General features: G+C 62.3%; 14 protein-coding genes. 10 read left to right on the forward strand and 4 right to left on the reverse strand.

The features are described 5' to 3' along the window. The first annotated feature begins 149 nt into the window (after positions 1-149). On the forward strand, positions 150-1,172 hold the full coding sequence (locus AMC88_RS18050; protein ID WP_037118104.1) for a class I fructose-bisphosphate aldolase: 1,023 nt from the start codon (positions 150-152) through the stop codon (positions 1,170-1,172). A 375-nt stretch (positions 1,173-1,547) separates the two neighbouring features. Beyond that, the gene (locus AMC88_RS18055; protein WP_064825616.1) at positions 1,548-2,471 is read left to right on the forward strand and encodes a PhzF family phenazine biosynthesis protein; all 924 of its coding nucleotides are present in this window, start codon (positions 1,548-1,550) and stop codon (positions 2,469-2,471) included. Between the two features lie 22 nt (positions 2,472-2,493). Here AMC88_RS18055 and AMC88_RS33685 read toward each other — a convergent pair whose 3' ends face one another. After that, a complete protein-coding gene (locus AMC88_RS33685) occupies positions 2,494-2,658 on the reverse strand; it encodes a hypothetical protein (protein WP_097541217.1) in 165 nt (54 codons plus the stop codon). A gap of 173 nt (positions 2,659-2,831) precedes the next feature. Here AMC88_RS33685 and AMC88_RS18060 point away from each other — a divergent pair, with 173 nt between their 5' ends. From AMC88_RS18060 to rcdA, 3 genes are all read left to right on the forward strand, one after another. Next, on the forward strand, positions 2,832-4,112 hold the full coding sequence (locus tag AMC88_RS18060; protein ID WP_064825617.1) for an MFS transporter: 1,281 nt from the start codon (positions 2,832-2,834) through the stop codon (positions 4,110-4,112). Between the two features lie 153 nt (positions 4,113-4,265). After that, a complete protein-coding gene (locus AMC88_RS18065; protein WP_016737189.1) occupies positions 4,266-4,457 on the forward strand; it encodes a DUF1192 domain-containing protein in 192 nt (63 codons plus the stop codon). 389 nt (positions 4,458-4,846) lie between these two features. Beyond that, positions 4,847-5,362, forward strand: a complete 516-nt coding sequence (gene rcdA / locus AMC88_RS18070) for a protease adaptor protein RcdA (RefSeq protein ID WP_064825618.1) — start codon at positions 4,847-4,849, stop codon at positions 5,360-5,362. Between the two features lie 140 nt (positions 5,363-5,502). Here the strand turns inward: rcdA and rpmE are convergent, their stop codons facing one another. Continuing rightward, positions 5,503-5,724 carry a 50S ribosomal protein L31 gene (gene rpmE, locus AMC88_RS18075; RefSeq protein ID WP_003566413.1) on the reverse strand — a complete coding sequence of 74 codons (222 nt, stop codon included), beginning with the start codon at positions 5,722-5,724 and terminating at the stop codon, positions 5,503-5,505. Between the two features lie 192 nt (positions 5,725-5,916). On the opposite strand from rpmE, the gene AMC88_RS18080 reads away from it, so the two are divergent. The 5 genes from AMC88_RS18080 to AMC88_RS18100 all read left to right on the forward strand — a co-directional run bounded on the left by AMC88_RS18080 (position 5,917) and on the right by AMC88_RS18100 (position 11,149). Further along, positions 5,917-7,719: an ABC transporter transmembrane domain-containing protein gene (locus AMC88_RS18080; RefSeq protein ID WP_064825860.1), complete on the forward strand. Its 1,803-nt coding sequence runs from the start codon at positions 5,917-5,919 to the stop codon at positions 7,717-7,719. Positions 7,720-7,863: 144 nt separating this feature from the next. Further along, a complete protein-coding gene (locus tag AMC88_RS18085) occupies positions 7,864-8,856 on the forward strand; it encodes a Bug family tripartite tricarboxylate transporter substrate binding protein (RefSeq protein ID WP_064825619.1) in 993 nt (330 codons plus the stop codon). A gap of 255 nt (positions 8,857-9,111) precedes the next feature. Then, positions 9,112-9,300: a YegP family protein gene (locus AMC88_RS18090; RefSeq protein WP_012485137.1), complete on the forward strand. Its 189-nt coding sequence runs from the start codon at positions 9,112-9,114 to the stop codon at positions 9,298-9,300. Positions 9,301-9,552: 252 nt separating this feature from the next. Further along, positions 9,553-9,891, forward strand: coding sequence for a YciI family protein (locus AMC88_RS18095; protein ID WP_012485138.1), 339 nt, complete (start codon positions 9,553-9,555; stop codon positions 9,889-9,891). Positions 9,892-9,898: 7 nt separating this feature from the next. Then, complete coding sequence (locus tag AMC88_RS18100) at positions 9,899-11,149, forward strand: RNA polymerase sigma factor (RefSeq protein WP_064825620.1); 1,251 nt, start codon at positions 9,899-9,901, stop codon at positions 11,147-11,149. Here the strand turns inward: AMC88_RS18100 and AMC88_RS18105 are convergent, their stop codons facing one another. Then, the gene (locus AMC88_RS18105) at positions 11,150-12,181 is read right to left on the reverse strand and encodes a peptidoglycan -binding protein (protein WP_064825621.1); all 1,032 of its coding nucleotides are present in this window, start codon (positions 12,179-12,181) and stop codon (positions 11,150-11,152) included. Between the two features lie 3 nt (positions 12,182-12,184). Further along, on the reverse strand, positions 12,185-13,288 hold the full coding sequence (locus tag AMC88_RS18110) for a MotA/TolQ/ExbB proton channel family protein (RefSeq protein ID WP_064825622.1): 1,104 nt from the start codon (positions 13,286-13,288) through the stop codon (positions 12,185-12,187). Positions 13,289-13,322: the final 34 nt, after the last annotated feature.

Consider the following 13,322-nt stretch of genomic DNA (forward strand, 5'->3'; position numbering starts at 1 on the left):
AAGGGTTGAAAAAAATCCCATTTTTTCAAACGATTGAATTGATTTCAATCGTTTCAATGACTTAGCCTTCCATTTTCCTCACTATAAACTTCTGTTATCGCCGTCCTATATTCTTAAACCGCCGATGTTTAACGCTGTGGAGAGATCGAATGAGCGAACGACTGGAAGACATTGCAGTGCAGATGGTTGCGGGCGGCCGAGGACTGCTTGCCGCCGATGAATCGACCTCCACCATCAAGAAGCGTTTCGACACGATCAACCTCGAATCGACCGAAACCAGCCGCCGCGACTACCGCGAGATGCTCTTCCGCTCCGACGAGGCGATGAAGAAATATATCTCCGGCGTCATTCTCTTCGAAGAGACGCTCTACCAGAAGGCTGCCGACGGCACGCCATTCGTCGACATCATCCGCGCCGCCGGTTCCATTCCCGGCATCAAGGTCGATACCGGCGCCAAGCCGATGGTCAAATTTCCCGGCGAAACCATCACCGAAGGCCTCGACGGTCTTGGCGAACGCCTTGCCAAATATTATGAAGCCGGCGCCCGTTTTGCCAAATGGCGCGGCGTCATCGCTATCTCGTCCTCGCTGCCGACCCGCGGCTCGGTCCGCGCCAACGCTCAGGCACTCGCTCGCTATGCGGCTCTCTGCCAGGAAGCCAAGATCGTGCCGATCGTCGAGCCGGAATGCCTGATGGACGGCAAGCCGGGCGACCACAACATCGACCGCTGCGCCGAAGTGACTGAATCCACCCTGCGCATCGTTTTCGAGGAACTGGCCGAAGCTCGCGTCAGCCTCGAAGGCATGATCCTGAAGCCGAACATGGTCATCGACGGCAAGAACGCCCGCAAGGCATCGGTCGAGGAAGTTGCCGAGCGCACCGTCCAGGTGCTGAAGCGCACGGTTCCGTCTGCGGTTCCCGGCATCGCTTTCCTCTCCGGCGGCCAGACCACGGAAGAGGCGACCGCGCATCTTTCCGCGATCAATGGTTTTGACCTGCCCTGGCTCGTCACCTTCTCCTATGGCCGCGCCCTGCAGGACAGCGCCCTCAAGGCCTGGAACGGCAAGCCGGAAAATGTCGCCGCCGGCCAGCGCGAATTCACCCACCGCGCCGAGATGAACAGCCTCGCCGCCAAGGGCAACTGGAAGAAGGACCTGGAACAGGCCGCCTGATTGTGGACTTGGGATCCGGGCGGAAGCGGCGAACGCAGCGTTGCCGCTCCCGCCAATCCCCTCGCTTCCCTCATTCCTGTGCTCATTACAGGAATCCAGTGCGTCCAAGTCCTTGGGCGCGAAAGACTCCTTCCCCTCATGTATTGATTCATTCACGGCGCAGGCGTGCCGTGGCTGGATTCCTGTGACATCCCTTGGGCGAAGCCCTGAGACGCACAGGAATGAGGGAGTTCGGGGAGACGTTCTCCTTCGCCAACGAACCGGTGATAGTAAAGCGCGCAAGCTACTCCCTCTCATTGTCACGGCGACAAGAAACCGCTTCATTCCCTCAAAAACCATGCTTACTCATGACGGCCTGCCACAACAGGAGCCGCCATGAACACCATCTCCTACGTCACCGTCGACGTCTTCACCTCCACCCGCTTCGAGGGCAATCCGCTTGCCGTCATTTCCGATGCCCGAGGCTTGAGCGACGCGGCGATGCAGAGGATCGCCACCGAGTTCAACTATTCCGAAGTCACCTTCGTCCTGCCGCCGGAAGATCCGCGGAATTCGGCCCGCGTGCGCATCTTCACCCCGACAATGGAAATCCCCTTCGCCGGCCATCCGAATGTCGGCACCGCCTATGTGCTCGGCCAGCAGGCAGAACTCTTCGGCAGACCGGTCGGCGAAAAATTGCGCTTTGAAGAAAAGGCCGGCATCGTCGAAGTCGACCTGAAACGCAGCGGCGGAAAGGTCGCCGCCACCGCCATCCGCGCGCCGCAACCGCTGACGATCGGCGATACTATTGCCGAGGAAACCATCGCCCGCTGCATCTCGCTCGATCCGGGCGTCATCGTCACCACCACCCACGCACCGGTCTTTGCTTCCGTCGGCCTAAACTTCGCCGTCGCCGAATTGAAGGGGCTCGAAACCCTGGCCGCCGCCCGCCCGAACCTCGCCGGTTTCCAGGCAGCCGCAGGCCGCCAGACGACGAGCGGCCACGACTTCTCGCTCTTTGTCTATGCCAAGTCGGCCGAGAATCCGTGGCACATTCGCGCCCGCATGTTCGCACCGCTCGACAACGTGCCCGAAGACCCGGCAACCGGCAGCGCTTCAGCCGCTCTCGGCGCCTATCTCGTCTCGCTTGCGCCCGACGCCGACATGACCGCCCACATCACCATCGAACAGGGCGTCGAAATGGGGCGCCGCAGCGTCATCGCCCTTGATGTCGTGAAATCCAAAGGCATTGTCACCGATGTCGTCATCTCCGGAAGCTGCGTTTCCGTCATGCGCGGAGAAATCATCCTGCAGGACTGACGGTCCCGCATGGAGTGCGAACTCACATCAGGAAGTCGCGCGACAAAAGCGCCACGGCCCATATGCCGAAAGCGATCAGCGCGATCTTCCAGAAATCCATTCGCCGCCCGAGGCCGGGGAGCCCGAGCGGCTTGATCACCTGTATCGCCATGGCAAGGATGAGCAGCAAGGCTATCAGCTTTGTCATGCTTTATTTTTTCCATTTTTCGGAATGTCACAGGACGGACATTTTTCCGCGCGAACACAGAATCTCGACACGCCGTAAAGACATTCCGGGGCACAATCAATCATCTTGAGGCTGGGCTGACGCAGGTCCTGCCTTATGTCTATTCCAAAATCACTGAGACCGAGTCTGGGGAAATGAAGAGAAACCTTCTGTCCGTCGCCGCGCTGCTGTTTGGCACGCTCTTCCTTTTCATGGGCAACGGCCTGCAGGGCATCCTGCTTCCCGTGCGCGGCAATCTCGAAGGCTACGCCACGACGACGCTCGGCCTGCTCGGCACCTCATGGGCCGGTGGCTTCGTCATCGGCTGCCTGGTGGCGCCGAAACTGGTGCGCCGCGTCGGCCATGTGCGCGCCTTCTCCGGCTTCATCTCGATTATCGCCATCATCGCGCTGGTGAGTGGCATCATCATCCATCCCGTCTGGTGGGTGGTGCTGCGCGCCGTCACTGGCTTCTCCACCGCCGGCACGTCGATGATCATCGAAAGCTGGCTGAACGAGCGCGCCAGCAACGAGAGCCGCGGTGCGATCTTCTCGCTCTATATCGGCATCACATTGCTCGGCGTTGTCGGCGGCCAGATGATGATCCCGCTCGAGGATGTGCGCACGCCGGTGCTGTTCATGATCTGCGGCATCTTCTATTGCATCGCCATGCTGCCGACCACGCTTTCGACCGCCGCCTCGCCGCAGCCGCTGAAGGCCGTGCGCCTCGACCTGCCGGCGCTCTACCGCAATTCGCCTGTCTCCTGCCTCGGCATCCTGCTCGTTGGCATCGCTAACGGTGCTTATGGCACGCTGGGCGCCGTCTTCGGCGCCGGCGCCGGTCTTTCCGACACCAGCATCGCCATCATGATGAGCGCCACCATCTTCGCCGGCGCTATGATGCAGTTGCCGGCTGGCCGGCTTTCCGATCGGATCGACCGGCGTTACGTGCTCGCCGCCATGTCGGCGATCGCGGCGCTCGCCGGCCTGCTGATCTTCATGCTCCATCCGACATCGCCCGCCTTGCTGATCGGGCTGGTTGTCCTCTACGGCGCGGTGGCCAATACGCTCTACCCGATCGCCGTCGCTCACGCGAACGACTTCGCGGCATCGGAGGATTTCGTCAAGGTCTCCGGCGGCCTGCTCCTCCTCTACGGCATCGGCACCGTCATCGGCCCGACGCTCGGCGGCCCCGTGATGTCGGCGATCACCCCGCATGCGCTTTTCCTGGTCACCGCCGTCGCCCATGTGCTGATCACCGGTTATGCCATTGTCAGAAGCCGCATCCGCGCTGCCGTCCCGGCCAGCGACCGCGATGCCTATACGACGATCCCGACCGGCACATCGCCGATGCTGACGCCGGAAAGCATGTCGCTGGCCGATCGCGGCACCGGCAAGTCTCCCGAAAGCGGCGATCCTGCTGTAAAGTTCGGATAGAGCGCCCCGCAGAACTGCGCTGCGGTTTTTTCCGTGACTCATGAACGGGAGGCTCAGGACATGGGTGGTTTAGGCCGGATCGGCCTAGATTTCCCTTCCGCATCAACCGTATTTTTCGCCATCATGCTGCCTGCAGCAAAAGGAGGAGAACCGATGAGCTTTATCGATGACGACCGGCCGCAGAAGAAAACCGCCCATGAGATCGGCACCGATCTCTCCATGCTTTCCGTGGACGAGCTGAAGGCGCGGGTGGAATTGCTGAAGAGCGAGATTGCCCGCCTCGAAGCCGAGGTCGCCCGCAAGGCCTCCGGACGACAGGCGGCGGAAAGCTTCTTTCGATCGTGACCGGCAAAAACCTCAGAAAACAAGACCATGGCTGGCAAGATGAGCCAGCCTCAAGTCTTCATTCAGCACAATGTTAATAAAATATTAAGCTTTATAAGGTATTACTATATTCATCCAGATTTTCTCTGGGTCTCAGACAGTTTTCCACGCGGTGAATTGGTCTGATTTTTCTCCCTGTTTTACCTTGAGAGCCGCTTTTGCGGCTCTTCTTTTTGCTGCAGCCGGCGCATTTCCATGAAACTGTGGAGATTAACCCTTTCTTAAGAAACGGCTTGCGCATTTGCGCTAATGATACCATCTTAAAGTCATAAAGACCGGGCTCGGAAACTTTTCCGTCGGCGCCGGCGTTACCTGACCATAAGTAGCTGCGTGCAACAGGGACTATTGCGATGTCGGAAGTTGGATTGAACACGATCAGTTTTGCGGGCCGCGCGGCTGCATCCTCGCAGTTCAAGGCGCTTTATGCCGAAGGCATGTCGCTGGTCGAAGAGACCGCCGCCTATCTCGACGGCCAGGGCCGCGCAGCCTCTAAGGTTCTGCCGCGCATGGCCTCCGTCCTCTACGCCGCGGAATCGATGCGGCTGACTACCCGCCTGATGCAGATGGCCTCCTGGCTGCTGCTGCAACGCGCCGTCAACAACGGCGAGATGTCCCCCGATCAGGTATTGGCCGAGAAGAACAAGGTTCGCCTCGACGGTTTCAACGTCGACCGCGCCGCACCGGGCTGGGGCGATCTGCCGGAATCCTTCCGCGATCTCGTCGAGCGCTCCTTGCGCCTGCAGAACCGCATCGCCCTGCTGGACCGCGAAATCTACCGCCCGACCGAAGCGGTGATCGTCCACGACAATCAGAACAGCGTCCAGGCCCAGCTTTCCCTGCTGCAGACGGCCTTCGGTAACAACTGAGCGATCTGACATAATTCCATTTGAACCGGCTGCGCATTGCGCGGCCGGTTTTTTATTTGCTGCGCCGCCGTAGCGACCGGCAGACGCAAAAAAAGCCCGGCAGAACCGGGCTCTTTTCGAATTCCGTCGAGCAGAAGCGATTAGAGGCCGAGGCCGCCGAAACGCTTGTTGAACTTGGAAACGCGGCCACCGCGGTCCATCAGCTGCTGGTTGCCGCCGGTCCAGGCCGGGTGCGACTTGGAATCGATTTCGAGGTTCATGACAGCGCCTTCCGAACCCCAGGTCGAGCGGGTTTCGTATTCGGTGCCATCGGTCATGACTACCTTGATCATGTGATAGTCGGGATGGATGCCTGCCTTCATAACAATCTTCCTGCGATACCGGAGTTCAAATTGCCGCATGCAGTTGCGGCCACCGAACCGATTGAATAAATGAAGCCGCAGTCGTGATGGCTACGGCTTCCCATTAGGATGGCGTGCCTATACATGAAGGACGCCGGGATAACAAGAGCCAACAGGCCGCATAAGCGGGTCCTGAAGGCGATCGGAGACGATTTGGCAGAGCAGGCACAGGCTGGGGAAAACAAAAGGCGGTCGCTGCGTCCGCTTGGGCGGCTGACGCCTTATCTCATGCGCTACCGAGGCATGGTGGCCGGAGCGCTGATTGCACTGGCGCTTGCCGCCATCACCTCGCTGGCGCTGCCGCTCGCCGTGCGCCGCATGATCGACCATGGCTTCACCCAGTCCGACGGCAGCTTCATCAACAGCTACTTCGCCATGCTGATGGTCATGGCCGTCGTGCTCGCGATCGCCAGCGCACTGCGCTATTATTTCGTCATCACCATCGGCGAACGCATCGTTGCCGATCTTCGCCGCGACGTCTTTGCCCATGTGACGCGGCTGTCGCCGTCCTTCTTCGACGTCAACCAGTCCGGCGAAATCGTCTCGCGGCTGACTGCCGACACGACGCAGATCAAGTCCGCCGTCGGCGCCACTGCCTCGGTAGCGCTCAGGAACCTCATCCTCTGTCTCGGCGCCATGGGCATGATGGTCGTCACCTCGCCGAAGCTTTCGAGCCTCGTCATCGGGGCGATCCCGCTGATCGTCTTCCCGCTCGTCGCCTTCGGCCGCTCGGTGCGCAGGCGTTCCCGCGCCGCCCAGGATACCCTTGCCGAAGCCTCCGCCTTCGCCAACGAGACGATCGCCGCGACCCGCACAGTACAGGCCTTCAATGGCGAGGATGCCGCGGCAACGCGCTACGGCGGCGCCGTCGAATCTGCCTATGAGGCTGCTCGCGCCGCCATCCGCTCGCGTGCCCTGCTGACGGGCATCGCCATCACGCTGATCTTCGGCAGCGTCGTCGCGGTCTTGTGGGTCGGCGCTCACAGCGTCCTTGCCGGCACCCTTTCGGCCGGCACACTCGGCCAATTCCTGCTCTACGCCGTCATATCAGCCGGGTCGCTCGGCGCGCTGTCCGAGGTCTGGGGTGAACTCTCGCAGGCGGCCGGCGCTGCCGATCGGCTGACAGAGCTTCTCGACGAGGTCTCACCGATCGCCGCCCCCGCCAGTCCGGAAGCACTTCCTTCGCCCGGTCGCGGCCGCGTCGAATTTGCCGGCGTGCATTTCGCATACCCCTCGCGCCCCGGCAAATCGGCATTGCACGGCTTAAGCTTTGCGATCACCCCCGGGGAAACCGTCGCCATCGTCGGCCCGTCCGGCGCCGGCAAGAGCACCGTCTTTTCGCTGTTGCTGCGCTTTTACGACCCGCAACAGGGCACCGTCACCATCGACGGCGTCGACGCCCGGCTGACGACACCGGACGAATTGCGCCAACGCATCGCCATCGTGCCGCAGGATGTCACCATCTTCGCCGCTTCGATCCATGACAACATCGCCTTCGGCCGACCCGGCGCCTCGCTCGACGAGGTTCGCGCCGCGGCGATTGCCGCCCAGGCCGACGAATTCATCGCCCGGCTGGACAAGGGCTACGAGACCGAGGTCGGCGAGCGCGGCATCACCCTCTCCGGCGGTCAGCGCCAGCGCATTGCTATCGCCCGCGCCATCTTGAAGAACGCGCCCCTGCTGCTGCTCGACGAGGCGACCTCGGCGCTCGATGCCGAAAGCGAGACGCTGGTGCAGAAGGCGCTCGACGGGCTGGTCGATGGCCGCACGACGCTGGTCATCGCCCATCGTCTGGCAACAGTGCTGAAAGCCGATCGCATTCTCGTCATGGACCAGGGCCGCGTCATCGAGGAAGGCACGCATCAGAGCCTGATCCGCCAGGGCGGCATCTATGCCCGACTCGCACGGCTGCAATTCGATGCCGCCAACGAGGATGTACTCGCCCCGGCGAAATAGCCGGGCGCGCACTTTTCCTGCAGACCGCGACGAAAGTCTGAAATTCCTGCCGCCCTCCTGCGGTTGTCTTTCGCATCCCCCGCCCTACCCTCTTCATGCCCCTGGGTAGGGGATGGCTGTTGAAATCCTTGGGAGGAGATAGGAATGGCGCTTTCCAACATGAAGCGACGGACGAGCCTTGCGCTCGGCTTCGGCGTGCTTGCGGCTCTTGCGCTCGGCGCGTCTGCCGGCGCTGCGGATTTTCCCGATCGTGCAATCACCATGGTCGTGCCCTTTGCGGCCGGCGGCTCGACCGATGTCGTCGCCCGTATCGTCGCGCAGAAGATGTCGGAAGATCTTGGCCAGCAGGTGATCGTCCAGAACGTCGCCGGAGCCGGCGGCAATCTCGGCGCCGGCAACGTCGCCCGCGCTGAACCTGATGGTTACACCATTCTGATGGGCACGGTCGCGACCCACGCGCTCAATCCGCTGATCCTCAAGTCAACACCCTATGATCCCGAGAAGGATTTCGCGCCGGTCTCGCTGCTCGTCATCGTGCCGAACGTGCTCGTCGTCAATCCGGAACTGTCGGCAAAGACCGTGCCGGAACTGATCGCGCTGCTGAAGGCCGAACCTGATAAATACAGCTACGCCTCCTCGGGCAATGGCACGCCGCTGCATCTTTCCGGCGAACTGTTCAAGAGCATGGCCGGCGTCAGCATGCAGCACATCCCCTATAAGGGCGCCGGACCGGCCTTGAACGACGTCATCGGCAACCAGGTGCCGATCATGTTCGATAACCTGCCCTCGTCGTCCAGCCACATCAAGGCGGGCACGCTAAGGGCGCTGGCGGTGACGACAGCCGAGCGCGCGCCCTCCTTCCCCGACATTCCGACGATCGCGGAGTCGGGAATTCCGGGCTATGAGACCTATACCTGGAACGCTCTCTTCGCTCCGGCCAAGACCCCGAACGAAGTTGTGATGCGCCTCAACGCCTCCGCCAAAAAAGCGCTCGCCGACCCCGCCGTCGCCGAGCGGATGAAGGAATTCAGCGCCACCATTGTCGGCTCGACGCCGCAGGAACTCGCTGCCCATGTGAAAGCCGAGCTCGCCAAATGGGGGCCGGTCGTCAAGGGCGCGAACATCCAAATGGAATGACGCCGGCCGCGTCCGCCGCACGTCACGCGTCTTGCATTCAATGGAAACCATGCCGCTGGACGCTGTCGCGCGGCATGTCTTTGGCGCACAGGAAAAGCGCGCCGACCTGGCGCATCATGCTTTGCGAAAATCGATGACGATTTTCGGGGCCGGTGCATCGGGCAGCTCAATCTCATTAAGGTAGTGGAAAAGCTCGCCATTTTGATCTAGCCTCCTTGATGCTGATGGTGCAATTCAGCGTTTCGGGAGACATCCATGTACAAATTCGAAGTTTACAAGGATAAGGCCGGCGAATTCCGCTTCCGCTTCAAGGCATCGAACGGGGAAACCATGTTCCTGTCCGAAGGCTACAAGGCGAAGGCCTCGGCCATGAGTGCCATCGAATCCATCAAGAAGAACACGCCCGGCGCCGACGTCGTCGATCAGACGAAGGCCGAAGCCTGAGCAGGAAGGCACGGGCGGCGTGAGCGCCGCCCTGCTTTTTTTTCGCGCCCGTGAGCCGCGCGGGTCTCTTGAGCCCGGCTCATCTGCTTTAGGATTTCCGGCGCCGTTTTCATTTTCAAGTTTTTTCAAAACCATGTCGAAACGACCGCCGCTCGCGCCTCATTGTCTCGGAACGGCTGAGCCGTTCCACCAGGCATAGTGGCTTTCGTCGGCTGCCTGGAGCAACGCCAACAACGAGATCAGGAGTTTTCCATGCAATATGCTCTCATCATTCGCGAAGCCCCCGAGGATTTTGCCCGCCGCAGCGATCCTGCCTATCGCGACGGTTGGGTCGCCTACAGCAAGGCGCTGGCGCAGGCCGGAATCATGACCGGCGGCGCCGGCCTGACGGCCCCCGAGACCGGCACGATCCTGCGCCGCAAAGGCGAGGACCACGATGTCCAGGACGGTCCCTATCCGGAGGGCAAGGAACAGCTCGGCGGCTTCTATCTGATCGAGGTCCCTGATATGGACACCGCGCTGGAATGGGCGACCCGCGTTCCGATCTCCGACAAGGGCTCGGTCGAGGTGCGCCCGCGCCTGCAGATGTGAGGCGGCAATGTCCGCCGATGTCGGACGCGCCGCCGAACAGGTGGCGCGTCAGTCCTATGGCAAGCTGATCGCCTTTCTCGCCGCCCGCTCGCGGGACGTGCCGGCGGCGGAAGACGCTTTGTCGGAGGCGCTGGCTTCGGCCCTTCGCGTCTGGCCGGAGCGCGGCATTCCCGATAAGCCGGACGCCTGGCTGCTGGTGGCGGCGCGCCGCAACCTCATGCAGTCGGCCCGCCATCGCACCGTCGAGGCCAACGCACGAACGACGATATCGCTCGCCCTCGAAGAAGCGGAGGAGCGCATGAACGAGGCCGGCAATTCCGTTTTTCCCGATGAGCGACTGAAGCTGCTATTTGCCTGTACCCACCCTGCCATCGACAGCTCCGTGCACACGGCGCTGATGCTGCAGACGGTTCTCGGCATCGAGGCGAGAACCATCGCACGGGCCTTCGTCGTCTCGCCGCAGGCGATAAGCCAGCGGCTGGTGCGGGCCAAGGTGAAGATCCGTGATGCCGGTATTCCCTTCACCGTTCCGCCTCGGCCCGCCCTGCCGGAGCGGCTGGTCGCCGTGCTTTCGGCGATCTACGCTGCTTATGGCCTCGCATGGGACGGCCTTGACGGCGAGGAGGCGCATCAGTCGCTCGCCGCCGAAGCGATCTGGCTCGGCCGCGCGCTTCTGTCGGTGCTGCCGGACGAGCCGGAAGCGATGGGTCTCCTCTCGCTGATGCTTCACTGCGAAGCCCGCCGTAATGCCCGACGCAGCGGCGAGGGTCGATATGTGCCGCTGGACGAGCAGGATACGGCCCTCTGGAACGCGAAGATGATCGCTGAGGCAGACGCGCTGCTGCGCAAGGCCGGGGGCTTCGAGCGTTTCGGACCTTTTCAGTGTCAGGCGGCAATTCAATCCGTGCATGCGGCGCGCCGCCTTTCCGGATCGACCGACTGGCAGGCGCTGACGACGCTCTATGCCGCGCTGCTGGTGATGAAACCGACGCTCGGCGCACGCGTCGCCGAGGCGGCGGTGATCGGCAGGGCCTCAAGTGCTGCCGAAGGCCTCGTCCGGCTCGACAGGATCGATCCGCGCGCCATCGCGGCCTATCAGCCCTACTGGGCCGTACGTGCCTTTCTTTTGGCACGGGCCGGCGACAATCCCGCCGCGGCTGACGCTTACGTGACGGCGATCGGCCTCAGCGACAGTCCCGCCGTTCGCGCTTTTCTCGCCGACAGGCTCGAGGAGTCGCGACGGACAATATCAGGCTAATTATTTCTCGGTCAGCTTCAGCTCGATGCGGCGATTGGTGGCGCGGGCATCCGGCGTATCGCCCGGCGCGATCGGCTGGAACTCGCCGAAGCCGGCGGCAACGAGCCGGTCGGCCGGCACGCCCTGGCCGATCAGGAACTTGACGACCGAAGTCGCGCGCGCCGAGGAAAGCTCCCAATTGTCGCGATAGCGCCCGGTTCCGGCAAGCGGCACATTGTCGGTGTGGCCGTCGACACGCAGCACCCAGTTGATCTCAGGTGGAATTTCCTTTGCAAGGTCGAGCAGGGCGAGGGCAAGCTTCGCCATCTCCGTCTGCCCCTCCGGGTTGAGATCGGCGCCGCCCGAGGGAAACAGCACTTCCGACTGAAAAACGAACCGGTCGCCGACGATGCGGATATTCTCACGGTCCGAAAGGATTTCGCGCAAGCGGCCGAAGAAGTCGGAACGGTAACGGTTCAGCTCCTGCACGCGCGCGGCCAGCGCCACATTGAGACGGCTGCCGAGATCGGCGATCTTGGTCTGCGAGACCCGGTCTTTCTCTTCCGATGCCTGAAGCGCCGCTTCGACGGCAGCGATCTGGCTGCGAAGTGCGGCGATCTGCTGGTTCAGAAGCTCGACTTGGCTCAGCGCCCGCTCGCTCACCTGCTTCTGCTCGTCGAGCTCCTGCGTCATCGCGCCGATCCGCTTCTGCGCCGCGTCCTGGCCACCAGAACCGGCATTCAGCAGCGCCTGCAGCCGCGAGCGCTCGCCTTCGGCATTGGCAAGCGAGGCCTGCAGGTTAGCGACCGAATCCTGCAGATCCTGATTGCTGCCCTTTTCGAGCGCGAGAAGCTGCGTCAGTTCGTTGATCTGGCTGTTGAGGCGATTGAGCACCTCGTCACGTCCGGTGATCTCACGACTGAGGATGAACTGCCCGACGACGAAGACCGTCAGCAGGAACATGATGGAAATGAGCAGCGTCGACAAAGCATCGACGAAGCCCGGCCAGTAATCCACCGTGCGTTCGCGGCGGCGGTTGCGGGCAAGAGCCATGGCCTACTTGCCCTCGCTCTTCTCTGTGTGGCTTGCGCGGTCGCGGTGGCGTTCGGGTTTCTCACCGGCCCGCTCCTGCGAGCCGATGCGTTCGGCCAGCCGGTCGAGCGTGCGGCGCATTGCCTTGGCCTCGTCCTGCTGTGCCTCGATCCAGTCGCGCAGCATCTGCTGCTCGTTGCGCATGTTCTTGACCAGTCCCTGGATGCCTTCGGCAAGGCTCGCCATGGCGGCGACCGAGCGCTGGCTGCCGACACCCCCTTCTTCGGAGGCCTTGCGCAGATATTCGGAGAGCGCACGCATGTCCTCCGACGACGAACCGGACACGGCGTCGAGCGCCGGCGCAAGGTCGGAGCCGACATCGGTAACGGAGGAGAGCCAGTTTTCCAGCTCCATGTAGAAGCGGTTCTGCGCGCGGCCGGCCTGCAGGTCGAGGAAGCCGAGAATGAGCGAACCGGAAAGGCCGAGCAGCGAGGATGAGAAGGCCTGGCCCATGCCCGAAAGCGGCGTGGACAGCCCCTCCTTCAGTGCCGAAAGCACGTCCCCCGTGCCGTTCGAGCCGGCATCGAGCGATTGGATGACGCTGCTGATCGAACCGATCGTGCCGATGAGGCCCCAGAACGTACCGAGCAGGCCGAGGAAAACCAGCAGGCCGATCAGGTAGCGCGAGACGTCGCGCGATTCATCGAGGCGGGTCGCGATCGAATCGAGGATCGAACGCAGCGCCGTCGTCGATAGCGCCAACGAGGTCTTGCGATTGCCGATCAGTGCCCGCATCGGCGCCAAAAGCCGCGGATTGCGATTGACCTTGTCGGCGCTGCCGGCGGCGCGGAAGGAGTTGAACCAGCGCACTTCGGGGCGAAGCGCCAGCACGTGACTGAAAACAAGGATGATGCCGACCGCGAGAACCCCGACGATCAGGCCGTTGAGGCCTGGATTGTGCATGAAGGCGGTCTGCGTCTGCCGGAAGAGGATGGCGGCAATGAACCCGACGATGACGAGGAAAAGCAGCATCGTCCAGAGGAAGGGCATCGGGCTCGAAAGCCTGTAGGCATAACCGCCCGGCGTCTTTTCGGTGGAGCCGAGCTCCGCCACATTCACATTTTCCATAGGTTCAGCAGCCTCCGAACTCATTGCTGGCGGA

The organism is Rhizobium phaseoli, from assembly GCF_001664385.1.
GTDB lineage: Bacteria > Pseudomonadota > Alphaproteobacteria > Rhizobiales > Rhizobiaceae > Rhizobium > Rhizobium phaseoli.